General features: G+C 39.1%; 14 protein-coding genes. 10 read left to right on the forward strand and 4 right to left on the reverse strand.

The genetic code is table 11. The annotated features are described in order from the left end of the window. Nucleotides 1-264 precede the first annotated feature (264 nt). Complete coding sequence (locus tag B4U84_RS02005; protein ID WP_017312269.1) at nucleotides 265-1080, forward strand: DUF1838 domain-containing protein; 816 nt, start codon at nucleotides 265-267, stop codon at nucleotides 1078-1080. A gap of 67 nt (nucleotides 1081-1147) precedes the next feature. On the opposite strand, the gene B4U84_RS02010 is transcribed toward B4U84_RS02005, so the two are convergent. The 4 genes from B4U84_RS02010 to B4U84_RS02025 all read right to left on the reverse strand — a co-directional run bounded on the left by B4U84_RS02010 (nucleotide 1148) and on the right by B4U84_RS02025 (nucleotide 6135). Then, nucleotides 1148-1564, reverse strand: coding sequence for a hypothetical protein (locus B4U84_RS02010; protein WP_044452898.1), 417 nt, complete (start codon nucleotides 1562-1564; stop codon nucleotides 1148-1150). A gap of 207 nt (nucleotides 1565-1771) precedes the next feature. Further along, the gene (locus tag B4U84_RS02015) at nucleotides 1772-2041 is read right to left on the reverse strand and encodes a YciI family protein (protein ID WP_026082058.1); all 270 of its coding nucleotides are present in this window, start codon (nucleotides 2039-2041) and stop codon (nucleotides 1772-1774) included. Nucleotides 2042-2127: 86 nt separating this feature from the next. Continuing rightward, complete coding sequence (pheT, locus tag B4U84_RS02020; protein WP_044452897.1) at nucleotides 2128-4563, reverse strand: phenylalanine--tRNA ligase subunit beta; 2436 nt, start codon at nucleotides 4561-4563, stop codon at nucleotides 2128-2130. A 177-nt stretch (nucleotides 4564-4740) separates the two neighbouring features. Further along, a complete protein-coding gene (locus B4U84_RS02025) occupies nucleotides 4741-6135 on the reverse strand; it encodes a response regulator (protein WP_131115248.1) in 1395 nt (464 codons plus the stop codon). A gap of 601 nt (nucleotides 6136-6736) precedes the next feature. On the opposite strand from B4U84_RS02025, the gene B4U84_RS02030 reads away from it, so the two are divergent. The 9 genes from B4U84_RS02030 (at nucleotide 6737) to B4U84_RS02070 (ending at nucleotide 18031) form a co-directional block, all read left to right on the forward strand. Continuing rightward, nucleotides 6737-7411: a vWA domain-containing protein gene (locus B4U84_RS02030; RefSeq protein ID WP_017312264.1), complete on the forward strand. Its 675-nt coding sequence runs from the start codon at nucleotides 6737-6739 to the stop codon at nucleotides 7409-7411. A 51-nt stretch (nucleotides 7412-7462) separates the two neighbouring features. After that, entirely contained in the window at nucleotides 7463-8245 is a 783-nt protein-coding gene (locus tag B4U84_RS02035) for a PP2C family serine/threonine-protein phosphatase (protein ID WP_017312263.1), read from the forward strand. A 62-nt stretch (nucleotides 8246-8307) separates the two neighbouring features. After that, entirely contained in the window at nucleotides 8308-10488 is a 2181-nt protein-coding gene (locus B4U84_RS02040) for a tetratricopeptide repeat protein (protein WP_131115250.1), read from the forward strand. Between the two features lie 649 nt (nucleotides 10489-11137). After that, complete coding sequence (gene rfbF / locus B4U84_RS02045; RefSeq protein ID WP_017312261.1) at nucleotides 11138-11911, forward strand: glucose-1-phosphate cytidylyltransferase; 774 nt, start codon at nucleotides 11138-11140, stop codon at nucleotides 11909-11911. Nucleotides 11912-11981: 70 nt separating this feature from the next. Then, nucleotides 11982-13193 carry an L-2-hydroxyglutarate dehydrogenase gene (gene lhgD / locus B4U84_RS02050; RefSeq protein ID WP_131115252.1) on the forward strand — a complete coding sequence of 404 codons (1212 nt, stop codon included), beginning with the start codon at nucleotides 11982-11984 and terminating at the stop codon, nucleotides 13191-13193. Between the two features lie 243 nt (nucleotides 13194-13436). After that, the gene (locus B4U84_RS02055) at nucleotides 13437-14465 is read left to right on the forward strand and encodes an NAD-dependent epimerase/dehydratase family protein (protein ID WP_131115254.1); all 1029 of its coding nucleotides are present in this window, start codon (nucleotides 13437-13439) and stop codon (nucleotides 14463-14465) included. A gap of 163 nt (nucleotides 14466-14628) precedes the next feature. Further along, the gene (locus B4U84_RS02060) at nucleotides 14629-15603 is read left to right on the forward strand and encodes a glycosyltransferase family 2 protein (protein ID WP_131115256.1); all 975 of its coding nucleotides are present in this window, start codon (nucleotides 14629-14631) and stop codon (nucleotides 15601-15603) included. A gap of 434 nt (nucleotides 15604-16037) precedes the next feature. Continuing rightward, the gene (rfbC, locus tag B4U84_RS02065; RefSeq protein ID WP_131115258.1) at nucleotides 16038-16589 is read left to right on the forward strand and encodes a dTDP-4-dehydrorhamnose 3,5-epimerase; all 552 of its coding nucleotides are present in this window, start codon (nucleotides 16038-16040) and stop codon (nucleotides 16587-16589) included. Nucleotides 16590-16717: 128 nt separating this feature from the next. Beyond that, nucleotides 16718-18031 (forward strand): NAD(P)H-dependent oxidoreductase, encoded by a 1314-nt coding sequence (locus tag B4U84_RS02070; RefSeq protein WP_131115260.1) that lies wholly within the window; start codon nucleotides 16718-16720, stop codon nucleotides 18029-18031. Nucleotides 18032-18625 lie beyond the last annotated feature (594 nt).

The raw sequence follows: 18625 nt of genomic DNA on the forward strand, positions 1-18625 counted from the left end.
AGCGTAGAGACGTACAACTGTGCGCCCCTAATACATATATTCCCTTACTAATAAATATTATTCACCCCCAAAAAATAGCCTTTTTGGGCAGTCAAAAGTCGATCCTGTGCAGGATTTGGGATTGTAGATTCCGAATTCTGAATTCCCAATTTCTTATAGACTCTTAACTTTGGGCTCCAATGACTACCGTTTTACCCGAAAGTGTGCTGCAACAAAACTTTCACCAAAAAAGGTATTGTTTAATTATTAGTCAGGAGCCACAAAATGGTTGCCCAAATTCAAGAATTAGAAGCCTCGCATTGGGTGAAAACTCGTTCGTCCCTTGATCCTGCCGAATCAAGCTTTTTAAGCTGGACAGGTAAAATATACGCTTTTGTTCCAGGTGAAAAACGGACACTCTTATTTAAAATGGTCGGTATGAGTGTGAGCCGATGCATTCCAACAGAAGCAGGTTGCTGGGATTTTACCTCTAGAGAATTGACTTATTATCTCAACCCTGAAACAGAAGAGATTTTGCATAAATGGGATAATCCTTGGACGGAGAAAACAGTCCCAGTTATGCACGTTGCTAATAACCCAGTACAAGGTCATTTTAAAGGCAAGTTTCCAGCGCAGGTAGATGGTGAAAGCACAACTTTTGTATTCGATATATTTCCTACTTATCCCAACCCCTTAATAGAAGATCCTAAATTAGCTGAATATACCCCTCAACCCATTTATCAAGCAGCAGAGTTATTTAAAATTACAGTTCCCAGCACAGATTTATTCAATTTGGAACTAACTTCAGTTTCTCAACTGAGATTAAGCTGGGATAGGATTGGTCAATGGCTACCCTGGATGAACATGGGCGATTGCTCCGGTTATCTGATCTACAGTGCTTATGGGAGCAAAGTCCAAGGCTTGGATGCATTACCCCAATTGCTCAAAGATGAAATTAATACCCGCGTCCCTTTATACAAAAATGCTCCGAAATCCTTTTTGGATGTCGAAGACATGACTTCTTGGCTTTACTTTCAACAAAATTTTGCTGCTTACATAGCTGGTGAAAGATTTCCCCTACCAGCTCCAGAAGAAAACTAACAACAATTTACACAATGTAGTAAGGGCGCACAGTCATGCGCCCCTACTTTAAGCAGTAATTTCTAGATTACTGTCTTTTTCCATTGGTGAGAACATTAATGGCTCCACCCGCAGCTGCACCATCAACTGCATCACCAAGAACATGTCTGGTATTACCACGTAGGATTGTACCAGTTACAGCGCCTGCCGCTGCACCGACTCCCACATCTTGAACCACGTTACGCTTCTGACGGTTTTGGTACTGCCGTCGTGTACCATGAACAGCGTTGACAGCTGCACCAGCGGCGGCACCCTTGACAGCGTTGTTGACTACAGAACCACGTCCTCTAGCAGCACCAGTAACTACACCAGCACCGGCTCCAATACCGAGATCTTGCAGTATGTATTCATCAGCAGAAGCAGGTTTAGCGGAAACAAAGCTAGCACCAACTAAACTTGTAGCTAGTAAGCCGGGTAAAAATGCGCGTTTAAAAATCTTGTTCATCGACTTTCCTTCTCAACTAAACATCAGTGATTAAAAAACAGTCAAAGTTGAGATAGTTGTTTTTGACCATACTTTTAGTGTAAGCAATTGCCAGTTTTTTTGCATGAGAAATCTTTCATGATAACCGTACAAGAAAGTGAGGAAATGAAAGATATTAAAATATTACTCCCTCTCTAATACTTGTAACTTCTGTCATTTGCATGAAATTTAAAATGCCTGAATCCACTCTTTGATAGAATATTCAGTCCAAACTCCGTTTTGCCAGTAGGGATCATTTTCTACTAGTTGGCGCACAGTATCTTCGTTCTCAGCTTCGTAAATAGCAAAAACCTTTGTTAAATCTTTGGTAGGACCAATGGTAATTAGGACACCAGATTCTTTTTGTTTTGCTAATCCATCTAAATGGGCTTGACGGTAAGGAGCGCGTTTTTCGAGGACATTTTCACAGTAAGTCCCCCACATGATGTATTTTGTCATGTTTTGTCTATTTCTAAATATTGTTTAATAGCTAGTGCTTAGTGGAAAGTGGGGACGAACAGCTGTTTGTCCCTACTAACCAATTATTAACTTCTCAAAGCAACACCAAATTTTTCGACCAATGCATCACGAACTTTTTGATGCACGGGTTCAACTTCACCATCAGTGAGGGTGCGATCGCTTGCTCGATAAATTAAGCGAAATGCCAAACTCCGTTGTCCTGGTGGTACGTGTTCACCACGATACTGGTCAAACAGTTCTACTGATTCGAGTAAATCTTTACCTGCTTTGGTAATTGCTTTTTCAATTTCGGCAACTGTCACCTTTACAGGTGCAAAGAAGGCAATATCTCTGTCTGTCGCTGGATAGGTAGAATAAGGTTTAAATGTGGGTATGGCAATCTCATCTTGGTCTAATGCATCCAATAGCACATCTAAATCTAGTTGAAACACGTAAATTGCTTCTGGTAAGCTTCTTTCGTGTCGCAGTTGGGGATGTAACTGCCCAAAGATACCAAGTCTATTACCTCTAGTCCATAAAGAGGCAGTTCTACCTGGGTGTAAACGCTGATCACGACAATCTGGTTGATATTCCACCTCCAAACTCAGACGCTGAAAAACACTATCTAAGATACCTTTGGCTTCATACCAAGTCATAGGTTGCTCGCGTCCACTGCTTGTCCACTTGCTAGATCTGCGATCGCCTCCTAAAATCCCTGCTATGGCGTCTGCTTCTTGCAATCCGCTTTCTTCTTGCCAGAAAATACGTCCAATTTCAAAACCGTTCAGCGTCCCATTGCCTTGTTCCAAGTTATACACAAAAGCATCTATTAACCCAGCTATTAAATCTGTGCGTAGGGCTGAATACTCTACAAATAAAGGATTTGCCAGCGCTATTTGTCTATCTTCTCCTGACTTGACTAAGGAGTAATGCATTAATTCTGTCAAGCCTTCTGCTCGCAAACATGCGCGTAATTGACGCAGAATTTCCACATCAAAAGGCAGATAACCAGCTTCTGACTTTTCTGGTAAGGTATCACAGAAACGATCATAGCCGTAGAGACGGGCAATTTCTTCAACTAAATCTATTTCCCGTTCTAAGTCGCGGTAACGGTAGGGCGGTACTGTCACTGTCCATTTGCGTTCACCAACAGGAGTCAATTGACATCCTAATGCAGTCAGGGTGCGTTCTATATCTTCAGGTTGTAATTCTGTTGGTTGCTTACCAGAATCAACAGGCCCCAATACTTGATTCACCCGCTCTAATCGTAGTTCTATCGAACGTGTCCAAGTCGATGGATCGGGGCGAGTATCGGAAATTTCCTGAGTCACAAGATTTCCTTGAGCAAGTTCGGTGATCAGACTCAGGGCGCGGCGTGTAGCTATTTCCAAGCCAGCACTATTTATACCCCGTTCGTACCGAGTTGAAGATTCACTTCTTAAACCGACGCTCCGAGAAGAGCGACGAATCGCTACGGAATCAAATAAGGCTGCTTCTAATACTAGGTTTTGTGTAGCTGCGTGGACTTCGCTGTCTTCACCACCCATGACACCAGCCAAAGCAACGGGTTTATCGTTGGCGGTAATTAGTAAATTTTGGGTGGTGAGGGTACGATTTTGTCCGTCTAGGGTTTTGAGGGTTTCTCCAGCGTTAGCAAAGCGAACACCAACGGCTAACTTTTCAGTTCCGGCGATGGAAATCAGGCGATCGCGATCAAATGCGTGCAGTGGCTGTCCCCATTCTAACAATACATAGTTAGTAATATCTACTACATTATTAATTGGTCTGACTCCCGCAGCCCGTAAACGCTGTTGTAACCAATCAGGAGAGTAATCTATTTTTACCTGTTCAATTACTGTACCAATATAGGCGGGGCAAGCTTGCGTATCAGCTACTTTAATAGCCAAATTTCCTGCACCTTGAGAAACTGAAACTTCACCAGGCTCAGGAATAGTTATTTTTGCACCTGTCAGAGCTGCAACTTCCCGCGCTATACCCACCATACTTAAGGCGTCAGCACGGTTAGCAGTAGCAGTCACATCGAGAATGACATCATCTAAACCCAACAAAGGACGCACATCGCTACCCAATTGCAGATTCTCTTGGGTAAAAATATGAATTCCGTCTACATCACTTGGTAAACCTAGTTCCTTTAAAGAACAAATCATACCATTAGATGGGACACCACGCAGTTTTGCAGGTTTAATTTTTAAATCGATATTTGGTAGATAAGTACCTACTGTTGCAATTGGTACATAAATCTCTGCCCGGACATTAGGAGCGCCGCAGACAATATTGAGAGTTTCTCCTGTACCGATATCAACTTGACAGACACTTAATTTATCAGCGTTGGGATGGGGTTGGCGCTCAAGCACTTTCCCAATCACAACACCATTTGCCCAACTGCGGCGATCTTCAATATCTTCTACCTCAAACCCTGCCATTGTCAGAGTTTGAGCTAATTCTTCCGGGTTAAGTTTTATCTCGACTAGTTCCCGTAGCCATTTAAGAGAAATACGCATGGAATGTGTGCTTGTGCGAAATCAGATCTGAAATTCAGAATGCAAAGACTATTTTAGAGTCAATTGTCTAAGTTCCTCATCCATATTATATTTTTAATCGTATAAAATAAAATTAAATCAATTAAGTATGCGAATTCACAACTATAAAATTTTGGACTTTGGGTTCTTGATAAATTATTATGTTAAATGCATAAACACTATTTTGAGCAAATCTGCACGGGTAAATGGTTTTGTTAAATATCCCGATGCTCCGACAAATTTGGCTCTAACTTTATCTATAATTCCCTTGCTACCAGTAACCATCACAATAGGAATGTCTTTAAACATTGAATTATTCCGAATTATCCGACATAATTCATAACCATCAATTCCTTCCATATTGATATCCAATAAAATCAAGTCTGGTTTATGTCTAATTACTGCCATGACGGCTTTCAGTGGGTCACTTATTGTGACTACATAAAAATTTTCTTCTTCTAAAAAACGGCTAATTTCTCTTAGAAATGTTGGGCTATCATCTATAGAAACGATTTTATATTTTTTGCGGATGCTGTTAGGAGCAGGATGAGATTGTTGCAGATTTGGGTTGATATTAATGGGATTTGTAAATTCTTGTAGTTTTTTTCTTCGCTCCTGAGTAACCTGCGAAACTTCTTCAGAATTTATTTGAGTTTGTTGATTACTATTTTCTACAGAATATTTATCTACAAATTCTTGATTTTTTAATAAATTTATCTGATTGTTTTCTATTACTTGTTCAAATGTTTTAGGTAATTTATCAAAAGGTGGATCTGGTTCATGCAATAAAATTGCACCATTTAATATGTATGGATACAGCGTTTTCAGTACATGGATTTCATCTTGATTCATAATCACTGCTAGATGACGCAGGCTAAAACCTTTCATCCATTCACTGATATTTTGCTGTATTTCTGGTAAATCTGTTTGTGAACTTAAGGTTTTTACACGCAAATATGGACGCTGATATGGAGATGAAATATGCGGTGCGAAAGATTTCCAATCTTGTAACCTACCTTGACAACGTTCTAGGAGTTTTCCAACATCAAGTCTACAAATAATTGGCATCCGCTCTGAATTTTCTTTTAATTCATAATTACCTTGTTTGATTAATATAAACGATTCAATTACTTCTTTTGCCAATTCTTGAATTAGTACGGCTGCTTGGGTAGGGTTGAGATGTTTTTGACTTACTAACCAGCAAATAGCCTGGTATTCAGAAGGTTGTTGATCACTAATAGATTCTTCGGCGGAAATCGAACTATGCAGTTCTGTTGACTGAGTAGAAGAATCTGGTTCAAACAGTAGGCGTAATTGAATACGAATTTCACTACTAAGGGTGGGAATTCGATGACTAAGGCGACGCAAATGACGTTCTAGTCTATCGAAGGGTTCGATGGAATGGGTAGCAAATGTAATTTTGCCTTGATCAAGAAAAATAGACCAGGTAACTGAGTTACTCAGCCCTTGTAAATGAGTACTATCACAACAGTTGGATAATTGCCTTAACAAACTTAGGGGGCGTAGATTTGTGAATGTGCCGTAATTATTCATTTCCTTGGAGAATTTACGGAAAAATAGCAGTTTTTTTCGACATTTGCATTCTGCGGCAAGTTTTGCATTTTGTTATTTCTAATTTCTTTGCAAAAATCTTTTTCGACTTGTCATGTATATCTTACAAGCTAGAAAACCTACTCTCAGGATATTTGTTAAATTTTGTATAGGTATTGCAACAAATTTTTGAAGTTTTTGCTTAGATTTGTTCTGTCTTTTGATCAAGTTTCCATCAACAATGATGAGAATGCTAATAATGTTTAATTACTTTTACGCAAAAAACGAATCTTCTACATGAAATCTTTAAAATATCCTACCGGCTTCAGTTACGCAGTTATTGTATTCTATAAATTATATGTATAAGTTATTTTAAATAAGCTTCTACAATCAATGCAAAGCCTTAGTAACTTCTCTTTTACAGCACTAACTCTTAAGGAATACTTTTGACAACTTTTATGTAATTTGGGTATTGCTAATTGTTTAATAACTAGTAAACTATCTAGAATCCAAAAGTATCTAGGTAGTCTTGCAAACCTAGAAACTATATACTTTTGAAGGCAAGGAAAATAGTAGTTTTAAGTTTAGTATAACACAAAAAGTTATGACCGATACATTAAGACTTGATGAAGTCGTTGAGTTTGCTGAGAATCCAGAACCACGTTGTCCTTGCGTGTTACTACTTGATACATCTGGCTCAATGCAAGGAATGGCAATTAATGCATTAAATGAAGGATTACTGAGTTTCAGAGATGAATTAATCAAAAATTCCTTGGCTTCTAGAAGAGTAGAGGTAGCAATAGTTACTTTTGATAGTCATATCAACATTGTACAAGACTTCGTGACTGCTGATCAGTTCAATCCGCCCATACTCACAGCGCAGGGACTAACGAATATGGGTTCTGGTATCCATAAAGCTTTGGACTTAATTCAAGAACGCAAAGCTCAGTATCGCGCCAATGGAATTGCTTATTATCGTCCTTGGGTATTCATGATTACTGATGGAGAACCACAAGGTGAAGCAGATAATCTGGTAGATCAAGCCGCAAAACGACTGCAAGCAGATGAAGTTAATAAACGTGTTGCTTTTTTTACGGTAGGTGTGGAAAATGCTAATATGGCACGCTTAAGTCAAATAGCTGTACGTACCCCCTTAAAGCTAACGGGATTAAATTTTGTCGAGCTGTTTGTCTGGTTATCTGCCAGTATGTCAGCGGTTTCTCATTCTAAAGTGGATGAGCAGGTGGCACTACCTCCGATTGGTTGGGGTTCTGTTTGATGTAAGATTGCATATTTTGTACTTACACAGCTGTTGGAATATTTAGAGTTTATGAAAACTTCAACAAAGACACCTCAATGGCGGGTAGTAGCTGCATCAGTATGTGGCACAAGCCATGTTAAAAATAAGCAGCTGTGTCAGGACGCTCACCACTTTGTAATCTTGCCTGAGAATGTCTTGGTGGTGTCAGCAGCTGATGGCGCAGGTTCAGCGATTTTAGGGAAAGTTGGAGCAATGGTTGCAGCAGAAACAGCAGTAGCTACTATTTCTGCTCATCAGGAAGTTTCCCGGCGTACTTTAATTGATGATAGTTTTGTGCGATCGCTCCTAACTGACGCCATACTAGCCGCAAAAAAAGCAGTAGAAGCAGAAGCTGCTGCTTGTAATAAACAACCACAAGATTTAGCAAGCACCTTAATCGTTTTAGTCGCCACACCCGAAAATGTAGCAGTAGCTCAGATCGGCGATGGTGTAGCAGTTGCCAAAGATAGTCTGGGAAACCTGATTGCTTTAACTATGCCTGACAATGGTGAATACATGAATGAAACCACTTTTTTGGTTTCTCCCACTGCAATGGAAAAAGTACAGGTAAAACTGTGGCGTCAGTCGGTTGTCAACATTGGTGTTCTCACTGATGGATTGCAACTGCTGGCTATGAATATGGCTGTAAGCGCACCTCACAAACCTTTCTTTCTTCCCTTATTCGATTTTGTCGCGAGTGCTGAGGACAAAATCATCGCCAAAGAGCAGCTAGTAAAGTTTTTACGTTCAGACAGGATTACCCAACGTACAGATGATGACTTAACGCTGGTTATAGCAGCATTAAGTAACTAACAAAATTAGCGATATTATTGCTATTTAAAATTACATACACCTTCCCTAACATTAAATATATCATGCAGGTACTACGTTGTCTTCCCAACCAACAAATTTCTCACCTTAACCTCACTGTCAGTTTAGGACGTGGCGGTGAAGCTTGTATTTACACAGTGCCAACTGATGCAAGTGCAGTCGCCAAGGTTTATCACAAACCATCTGAGGTCCAGGCACGAAAGCTGGAAGTGATGCTCACTCACCCACCAGAAAACCCAACAGCCAGTCTGGGACACATTTCCATTGCTTGGCCAACAGAACTTTTGCGAGCAGCGGATGGTAGCGATCGCGTCGTTGGTTTTTTAATGCCTCGGATTCGGGGAATGCGTCCGATTATCGACTTTTACAACCCCAGAACCCGACGACAACACTGTCCGTTATTTAGCTATCAATATCTCCTCCGCACCGCTCGCAACTTAGCAGCAGCCTTTGCAGCTTTACACGCTAGTGGCTATTGTGTGGGTGACGTGAATGAGTCCAATATTCTGGTGAGCGACACCGCCTTAGTTACAGTCGTAGACACCGACTCATTCCAAGTACGTGATCCAGACAATAATTTTGTTTATCGTTGTCCGGTTGGAAAACCAGAATTTACCCCACCAGAACTACAGAACAAAACCTTTGCTAAGTGCGATCGCGCTGTACCTCACGACTTATTCGGTTTAGCAGTACTCATCTTCCAACTTTTGATGGAAGGGACTCACCCCTTTTCTGGTATCTTCCAAGGTGCAGGTGAACCACCACCTTACGAAGCACGGATTGCAGCTGGTCATTTTACATATAGCCAAAACCGCAGTGTACCTTATGTTCCTACTCCAATCGCTCCTCCTTGGAAAATTCTTCACCCCAGCTTGCAGGAACTATTTTTACGTTGTTTTGAAGATGGTCATAGCAACCCTCTGTTGCGTCCTAGCGCTCAAAGTTGGGTATTAGCCTTAGCAGAAGCTGAAGATGCTTTAGTAAGTTGTAGCACTAACCCACAACACCGTTACAGTAGCCATTTAGAAACTTGTCCCTGGTGCGAACGTAGTCTTCGATTAGGAGGACGCGATCCTTTCCCATCTCCACAGGTAATCGCGACTAGAGAACACCTCAAACCTCGTATCTCTACAAAAAGGCGTTCTACCCAAACTCGCCGTTTTCCACAACCCGCAACTGTTTCGTTCCAGCAAAATGGTTATTACACTCCCATATCCCCACGCAAGGTAAGTACTTATAGACGTTCTAATCGAACTGGATTGTATTCTGTGATTTTTGCCTTGTTTGGTGTTGGTACATTCTTCTATTTAGACTTAACTAAAGACCTAACCAGTGGCTATTTACGCAAAGATTCTTTAGCTCAACAAAGTTTAATTGAATCTCGTGACCATAATCTGAAACTGAGTTTTGCAGATTACTACAAACAAGGTCATGCTGCTTACAAAGTCAAAAATTATGATCAAGCAATTGAGAACTTTACCTTTGCAATTAAGCAACAACCTGAAAACGCTAAAGCCTATGTAAATAGAGGCAATTCTCACTATAATCTCAAAGATTACGACGCTGCGATCGCTGACTATAATCAAGCAATAAAAATCAATCCCAAAGAAGTAAAAGCATTTGTCAATCGTGGCAACGTCTATTACATGCAAGCTGAATATAGCACTGACCAAGATAAAAACTATAATTTAGCTCTTGCTGATTTCAATAACGCCCTGCGTTTAAACCCCAACGAAGTAGAAGCTTATATCAGAAGGGGTATTGTCCGTACTCAAATGGCTAAATATAGCGGAGATTCTCAGGTAGATTACCAACACGCGATCGCCGATTTCAATCAAGCCATCAATCTTAGTCCATCCAGAGCAGAAGCTCACTACCAATTAGGTCTAGTCCGCTATCAAATTGCCCAATATAGCAGCAATTTTGACCAAGAATATACCAAAGCAATTGGTGATTTTAGCAGAGCATTGAACATTAATCCACGATTGTCAAAAGTCTACCTGAAGCGAGGAATTGTTTATCATGAACTTGCTCAGTATGGTGGTAACCAATCTCGCACCAATCAGAGTAAAGCAGTCAAAGATTTGCAAATGGCTGCTAAAATTTCTCTTGAGCAAGATGACGAGGAAAGTTATCAACAAGCACTCAGCAGTATTTGCATAGTTGTGGAAAATAAATGTGACACTATGTTCCAAAATGCTAGCTTTTCGCAACAATCTCATTAAGAACAACTTAAAATTTACGATCAAATAGCTGCCGATTTAATTTGGAAAGAGCAAACACTTTTCAACACAAACGGCAGCTATGATGTAAGCTAATAAGCTAATAAACTGTTCCACATATAACAGAGCATTTTCAACTACAAAAAACGCAACAGAGCGCAGAGTAAGACTCAAAAGAGTTTGATAGTTTTTATTAAAATTTTAAAATATGCAGGTTAGATGTGTCTTAGCTTATTAGTTAATACCCTAATTACCCATTACCGACTTTTATTGATCAGGACTTACCCATGGGTAACGGAAAAACAAACCACAGAGAACGCACCAGGACACAGAGAAATAAGAGTTTGGGCGGTTTTTTTGCGTAAGTCCTATTGATAATAATAGATATTTATTTTCACCGTTTTATGCTATGTATTTTTTGCTTTGATTGTTATTTGATTTAAAAAATTTATTCCTCTGATTGTTGCACTCTTTTCCATTTTTTTACACATATAAGCAGTTAATTTACCTGGTCTTTACACTGTTATAGAAAAATACGGTTAGATTGTATACTGAGAAAAATAGCAATAAACAGTGTTTTATCATAGTGTCAAACGTTTGAATCTGCGTATCTATATAAATTCATCTACCTAAAACTTTTAGAGGCTATTGCATGAAAGCAGTGATTTTGGCTGGAGGACTAGGTACACGTATTAGCGAAGAAACCAGTGTCAAACCAAAGCCCATGGTGGAGATTGGTGGTAAGCCAATATTGTGGCACATTATGAAAACTTATTCCGCCCATGGAATTGATGATTTTATTATTTGTTGTGGTTATAAGGGATACGTAATCAAAGAATATTTTGCTAATTATTTTCTGCACATGTCAGACGTGACATTTGATATGCGCTTTAACCAAATGAATGTACATTTAGGTAATGCTGAACCTTGGCGCGTCACTCTGGTTAACACAGGTGACAACACCATGACTGGTGGTAGATTAAAGCGAGTCAGAGAACATATCGGAAATGAAACTTTTTGCTTCACCTACGGTGATGGTGTCAGTAACGTAAATATCACCGAACTCATTAAATTTCACAAAGAGCAAAAGACTTTAGGTACACTCACTGCTGTGCAACCACCCGGACGATTTGGTGCAATTATTTTGGGAGGTGAACAAACCAAAATCAGCAGTTTTCATGAAAAACCTGAAGGAGATGGTGCTTGGATTAATGGCGGGTTTTTTGTCCTAGAACCAGAAGTCATCAACTTTATTACTGATGATTCTACTGTCTGGGAAAAAGAACCATTAGAAAAACTGGCTGGGATGGAACAGCTATCTGCTTTTAAACATGACGGTTTTTGGCAACCAATGGATACTCTCAGAGATAAAAATTATTTAGAAGATTTATGGAATAAGAACAAAGCGCCTTGGAAAGTATGGTAGGGAATCTCAAAACTACATTTATGAGAACCAATTCATAATTACTTAACTGGTGACAGGGGCAATAAAACCGATGTACGATTTTGCAATTATAGGTGGAGGTATTGTTGGTCTTTCCACCGGTATGGCCTTAGGTAAAACCTATCCCAATGCGAAGATTTTAGTTTTGGAGAAGGAAAGTCAATGGGCTTTTCATCAAACTGGCAATAATAGTGGTGTGATTCACTCTGGTATCTACTATAAGCCAGGGAGTTTCAAAGCTAAATTCTGCCGTGATGGTTGCCAATCAATGGTAGAATTTTGCCAAGAGCATGGGATTGATTACGAAGTTTGTGGTAAAGTAATAGTCGCTACCGATGAAAGTGAATTACCACGCTTAGAAAGTCTGTATCAGCGTGGTTTGGACAACGGGATCAAAGTCAAGAGAATTACTTCAGAGGAAGTCAAAGAATTTGAACCTCACGTTGCCAGTGTAGGTGGAATTTATGTATACTCGACAGGTATAGCTAATTATAAGCAAGTTTGTCTCAAGTATGCGGAGATAATTACCCAACAAGGCGGAGAATTACGACTCAACACAAAAGTTGAAAATATAGTTCCCAGTGGTAATCGTCAGGTATTAGAGACAAATAACGGGACTTTTGAAACTCGGTATGTAATTAACTGTGCTGGTTTACATAGCGATCGCATTGCCAAATTAGGTAAAGTAGATCCCAAAGCAAAAATTGTACCTTTCCGGGGAGAGTATTACGAGCTAGTTCCAGAAAAACGTTCCCTCGTCAAAGGTCTGATTTATCCTGTTCCCAATCCCGATTTTCCTTTCTTAGGCGTTCATTTCACCCGGATGATTGATGGTAGTGTCCACGCTGGACCGAACGCTGTTTTAAGTCTGAAACGGGAAGGTTATAAAAAGACAGACTTTGACTTACGTGATTTTGCTGAAGTCATGACCTATCCTGGTTTTTGGAAGCTAGCAGCTAAACACGCAGACGAAGGAATCAAAGAAATAATTCGTTCCTTTAGTAAAGCAGCTTTTACCAAAAGCTTGCAAAAACTAATTCCAGAAGTACAATCAGAAGATTTAATTCCTACCCATGCTGGGGTTCGCGCTCAAGCATTGATGAATGACGGTAAATTGGTGGATGACTTTTTAATTATTCATGGTCAAAATACCGCTCATGTATGCAATGCACCTTCTCCAGCAGCAACTTCTTCGATTGAAATTGGTAAAGCAATAGTTGCTCAAATTCCCCAACCACAGCATTTGCAAACCACAGTCGCCTAATCACAAAATGATTGTTGGACTGAGTCGGGAATCAGAGTTCTAGATGTTCTGTTGCTTGAAATGTCAAGCTAGTTTTGAAAGTTTGTAGTCAGCACCAACTGTGCTGAGATTTACTACAAACTTTCTTGACAAGCTGTGAACGAACATATTCGCTACTTCCAAAGCAGCGGTAATAGTGTAATTTCTTCAATTTATTTGTAAACGAAATCAGAATTAATCTATCAACACAAAGGACTTTTAAAAATGAAGATTCTGATCACAGGAACAGAAGGTTATCTTGGCTCGCTACTACCTCCTTTGTTGATTCAAAGAGGTCATGAAGTGATTGGTGTCGATACTGGGTTTTATAAAGTAGGTTGGTTATATAACGGTACCGAATTCACAGCTAAAACCCTTAACAAAGACATTCGTCACATTACCCCAGAAGACTTGCAAGGTGTTGAAGCAGTAGTCCATATGGCGGAACTCTCTAACGATCCTACTGGACAACTAGCACCTAATATTACATATGATATTAACCATAAAGGTTCAGTCCGTCTTGCCAAGCTAGCAAAAGAAGCAGGTGTACGTCGATTTGTCTACATGTCTTCCTGTAGCGTTTACGGTATAGCAACTGAAGGAGACGTCACCGAAGAATCTCCTGTTAATCCTCAGACAGCTTACGCAGAATGTAAAACATTAGTAGAGCGAGATGTCAAACCACTTGCTGATGATGACTTCTCTCCTACCTTTATGCGAAATGCTACTGCTTTTGGCGCTTCTCCAAGAATGCGCTTTGATATTGTTTTAAATAACTTAGCAGGTTTAGCATGGACTACCAAAGAAATCAAAATGACTAGCGACGGTACACCTTGGCGTCCGTTAGTTCATGCATTAGATATTTGTAAAGCAATTGTCTGCACTCTTGAAGCTCCTCGCGATATTGTACACAATCAAATTTTTAATGTCGGTGACACCGCCAATAATTATCGCGTGAAAGAAATTGCTGAAATCATTGCGGATACCTTCCCTGGGTGTCAATTAAGTTTTGGTCAACAAGGAGCAGATAACCGTAGTTATCGAGTCTCTTTTGAGAAAATTAATAGCATCTTACCCGGTTTTAAGTGTGATTGGAATGCACAACTAGGTGCTAAACAATTGTTTGATTTGTTTACCAAAATTGATATGACTGAGGAAGTCTTCTTATCTAGAGGTTTTACTCGCTTGAAGCAATTAGAATATTTGCTTCATACACATCAAATTGACAAAGACTTCTTCTGGGCTAAATATTAACTACATAATTTGGTTGGTAAAATAAACTTATTGCAGATTCAGAATTAATCAGCTTTCATGAATCTGCAATTTTGCCAATCCTTTTTTTGTAAAAATTTCCAACTCGGTGTGTCTCTCAAGCATTAGATGGTAAATTATAAACTCATCGAAACAACAAGAAAATATGGATACACTACTGACAATTGCAATTCCTACTTATAATCGTGGACATTTACTTGATAAACAACTGGCTTGGTTAGCCAAAGCAATTAATGGTTTTGAATCTGAATGTGAAATCATTGTTTCAGATAACTGTTCCACAGACAATACCCAAGAAATTATTCAGAAATGGTTGCCGAGTTTTCCAAAAACTAAGTTTCATGCTAATCGAAATCATGAAAATCTTGGTGTGATGAGGAACATTGCTTATTGTATCAACACAGCAACAAGTAAATATATCTGGACAATAGGAGATGACGATCCTATACAGGAAAGAACACTAGGTTACGTAGTCCAAAACATTAAAGAACATCCAGAATTATCATTATTAATTCTTAATTTTTCTTGTCGTCATGAACCGACTGGTAATTTAATTTATCCACGTTGCTATCAAGTTGAAAATGAACAAGTCTGTTCTAACGGTAAGACTGTGTTTGAGCGCTGTATCCAAGAAAATCACTCTGGTGTTGGGTTTATGACTGCACAAGTCTATAAAACAGATTTGGTACAGCACGCTGTTAAAAAATGGTCAACGGGTGTGAAAAATATGGAGGCTCAAGTATTTTGGACTGCATACTGTGCTGCTAATGGAAGTGTAAAAATTACCAAAGATACCTATGTTGAAAGTGCTTTTGGTAGTAGTTACTGGATGCGCGAACCAAAAACTCTTCTGAAAATGCAATATATTGATTTACCTTTGCTTTATGTAAAATTAATGGAAGCAGGATACTCGAATTTGTTCTGTCGAAAATTGGTTTTAAAGCATTTTATCAAAAATAATTGGAGAGTTTTTTTAGGAGCTTTAAGAAGATGGCCTGTTCTAGCAATGACTACAATTATTCCCTATTTAAGTTTAGTTAGCATCTCTGTTATAGAAGTTGTTATACCTGGTAGAGAAAAAGAAGTAGCGGTCATTAATGGCAATGAAGTTGAATCCTAAATCAAATGTATTACTCTTCCAATTAGCATATATAAGCTGAATCTAGTTATGTATTAACAATAAGTACGTGTATCTCACGCTATTAAAGAATTTCATATTTTGCTAATTTGCAAATTTATTTTCTTAAGCCTGATATTTCTAACTAAAAATATCAGGTATCCACAAGAGATTATTTTAACTGAAAAGAACGAACAAGACTTTTAAAATATCATGACGGAAAAAAAATTAAATTTTAGAATCAAATCAGTATTTGAGTATGGAGTAATATGATTTAGACTAATTATGCTCAACAATTAACAAATTTATATAATCAGGTGCTGGAAACAGATATGATTATTTTTGAAAAACAAAATTGTATGTCAGTTAATAATAACTAATTTCCTGACGCCAAAAATTATTTCTCGCCCTAAAATATTGATTTCACGAGGTTAATCATGATTTTCACAAAAACAGAACTAAAAGACGCATACATTATTGATTTAGAAGAAAAGCACGATCATCGTGGTTTTTTTGCTCGTACTTTCTGCGCTAAAGAATTTGAAGCACATGGTTTAAAGCCAACTGTTGCTCAATGCAATCTTTCTTTTAATCATAAAAAAGGAACTTTGCGAGGAATGCATTATCAAGTTCCCCCAGCCGCAGAAACAAAATTAATTCGTTGTACTCAAGGCGCTATCTATGACGTCATCATTGATATGCGTCCTGAATCTCCCACATTTTTACAACATTTTGGTGTAGAACTAAGCGCCGAAAATCATCGGGCTTTATATGTACCAGAAATGTTTGCTCATGGATATCAAGCACTCACTGATGGAGCAGAAGTTACATATCAAGTTGGTGAATTCTATACACCAGGTTATGAAAGAGGTCTGCGCTATGACGATCCTTTCTTTAACATCAAATGGCCTTTAGAAGTGACAGAAATTTCGGAAAAAGATTTGAATTGGCCTTTAATGTCAATGATGAGTGTTGGTGGTTCTAAATAACGAAAATTTAGATTTTGGTGTGGATTAAAGGTGGGAGAAAAATAAATTTTTATCTATCGACCACCGATACACACAGCATAGAATTCCCGTATGTATTTATAAAGATAAAAAACAGGAGTTGTAGGTAAATGATTATTGTCGATCGCGCTTTAGCTGCTCGTGCAGAAGCAGGGAACCCGGTAAAAGTCGGTATGATTGGTGCAGGCTTTATGGGTCGGGGAATTGCCAATCAAATTGCTAACTCTGTTCCTGGTATGGAATTAGTAGCGATCTCTAACCGCAATGTTGATGCAGCAAAACGAGCTTATTCTGAAGCAGGTATTGAAAATTTTCAAGTCGCTAACAGTGTGGGTGAATTGGAAGCTGCGATCGCCACTGGGGGTTATGCTGTCACCGAAGATGCGATGTTACTTTGCCGTACGGAAGGAATTGATGCCTTAATAGAAGTTACCGGTGCTGTGGAGTTTGGCGCTCATGTGATTATGGAAGCGATCGCTCATCGTAAGCACGTGATTATGATGAATGCTGAACTTGATGGTACTATCGGTTCTATTTTGAAAGTTTACGCTGACAAAGCTGGTGTGATTCTCTCTGCTTGCGATGGTGATCAGCCAGGAGTACAAATGAATCTTTACCGCTTTGTGAAAAGTATTGGTTTAACTCCTCTATTATGTGGTAATATCAAGGGTTTACAAGACCCGTATCGCAACCCCACTACCCAAGAAGCATTTGCCAAGCGTTGGGGACAAAAAGCGCATATGGTGACTAGCTTTGCTGATGGTACAAAAATTTCCTTCGAGCAAGCGATCGTTGCCAATGGTACAGGTATGAAGGTTGCCAAGCGGGGAATGCTGGGATATGACTTTAATGGTCACGTTGATGAAATGACCAAAATGTATGACGTTGACCAACTTAAAGAACTCGGTGGTATTGTTGATTATGTAGTTGGTGCCAAACCAGGACCAGGAGTATTTGTTTTTGGTACTCACGATGATCCCAAGCAACAGCATTACCTCAACTTGTACAAATTAGGTGAAGGTCCACTGTATAGCTTCTACACCCCTTATCACCTTTGCCATTTTGAAGTACCGTTGTCAGTTGCTCGTGCTGTTCTCTTCCAAGATTATGTGTTGAGTCCCTTGGGCGCTCCTATTGTTGATGTTGTCACCACCGCCAAAATTGACTTGAAAGCAGGAGAAACTTTGGATGGCATTGGCTACTATATGACCTACGGACAATGTGAAAACTCTAACATAGTCCAAGAGCAAAATCTCTTGCCAATGGGTTTAGCTGAAGGATGTCGTCTGAAACGGGATATTTCCAAGGATCAAGTTCTTACCTACGATGATGTTGAACTACCAGAGGGTAGACTTTGTGATCAACTTAGAGCAGAACAAAACGCCTATTTCGCTTCTTCTAAAATCTTGACAGCTGTTGGGTAAGTAGGTTAAAGCCCGATAGAGGTAGCAGCAATACTTCTTAATTCAGGGGGAAAGGGAAAATGATGGATGTTTATCCTTTTCCCCTTTGTTTTTTGCATTTTCAAAAAATTAATTGGCGTTGCTGATTTCATGTATAAAATGATTTTAGGTAATGCCAAAACCTTTGTACTAGACGCGATATATCGCGTCTCTACACTAGATTCATCCCGCGATTCAGCAACGCCAGTTAATTTCATACGACAGAATTGGTCAGAATCGCGATAACTAGTTTTTTTATATACTCGTATTTCCAATTAAAAAAGTAATATACTGAAACTCCTTACACAGTTCGTAGTTAAGCATAAATTAGACACTGCTGGACTAAAAACACTATCTAAATTATAGATACTAAAACCACTGAATTAGCCAATTTCGCCCATTGTGGCTATTTTTACTCAAAATAATGGATATGTCTCAATAAATGCAGCGGTTCGGTTCAAAAGAAAAAACTGATGTGATGAATCGGTTTGCGATCGCAGCATTTATACTCGGTTACGAATTTTACCAGTTCTTAAATACCCGATGAGATTAATTAAATTTACAGTTTAATGAAAT

This window comes from Westiellopsis prolifica IICB1, from assembly GCF_004323185.1.
Taxonomy (GTDB): domain Bacteria; phylum Cyanobacteriota; class Cyanobacteriia; order Cyanobacteriales; family Nostocaceae; genus Pelatocladus; species Pelatocladus prolificus_A.

Bases quoted from the DNA above. Each gene is read 5' to 3' on its own strand.
- B4U84_RS02040 (WP_131115250.1), top strand. From the start codon at position 8,308: ATGCAGGTACTACGTTGTCTTCCCAACCAACAAATTTCTCACCTTAAC.
- rfbF (WP_017312261.1), top strand. From the start codon at position 11,138: ATGAAAGCAGTGATTTTGGCTGGAGGACTAGGTACACGTATTAGCGAA.
- B4U84_RS02060 (WP_131115256.1), top strand. From the start codon at position 14,629: ATGGATACACTACTGACAATTGCAATTCCTACTTATAATCGTGGACAT.
- B4U84_RS02055 (WP_131115254.1), top strand. From the start codon at position 13,437: ATGAAGATTCTGATCACAGGAACAGAAGGTTATCTTGGCTCGCTACTA.
- pheT (WP_044452897.1), bottom strand. From the start codon at position 4,563: ATGCGTATTTCTCTTAAATGGCTACGGGAACTAGTCGAGATAAAACTT.
- B4U84_RS02035 (WP_017312263.1), top strand. From the start codon at position 7,463: ATGAAAACTTCAACAAAGACACCTCAATGGCGGGTAGTAGCTGCATCA.
- B4U84_RS02025 (WP_131115248.1), bottom strand. From the start codon at position 6,135: ATGAATAATTACGGCACATTCACAAATCTACGCCCCCTAAGTTTGTTA.
- B4U84_RS02015 (WP_026082058.1), bottom strand. From the start codon at position 2,041: ATGACAAAATACATCATGTGGGGGACTTACTGTGAAAATGTCCTCGAA.
- B4U84_RS02030 (WP_017312264.1), top strand. From the start codon at position 6,737: ATGACCGATACATTAAGACTTGATGAAGTCGTTGAGTTTGCTGAGAAT.
- B4U84_RS02070 (WP_131115260.1), top strand. From the start codon at position 16,718: ATGATTATTGTCGATCGCGCTTTAGCTGCTCGTGCAGAAGCAGGGAAC.
- B4U84_RS02005 (WP_017312269.1), top strand. From the start codon at position 265: ATGGTTGCCCAAATTCAAGAATTAGAAGCCTCGCATTGGGTGAAAACT.
- rfbC (WP_131115258.1), top strand. From the start codon at position 16,038: ATGATTTTCACAAAAACAGAACTAAAAGACGCATACATTATTGATTTA.
- lhgD (WP_131115252.1), top strand. From the start codon at position 11,982: ATGTACGATTTTGCAATTATAGGTGGAGGTATTGTTGGTCTTTCCACC.
- B4U84_RS02010 (WP_044452898.1), bottom strand. From the start codon at position 1,564: ATGAACAAGATTTTTAAACGCGCATTTTTACCCGGCTTACTAGCTACA.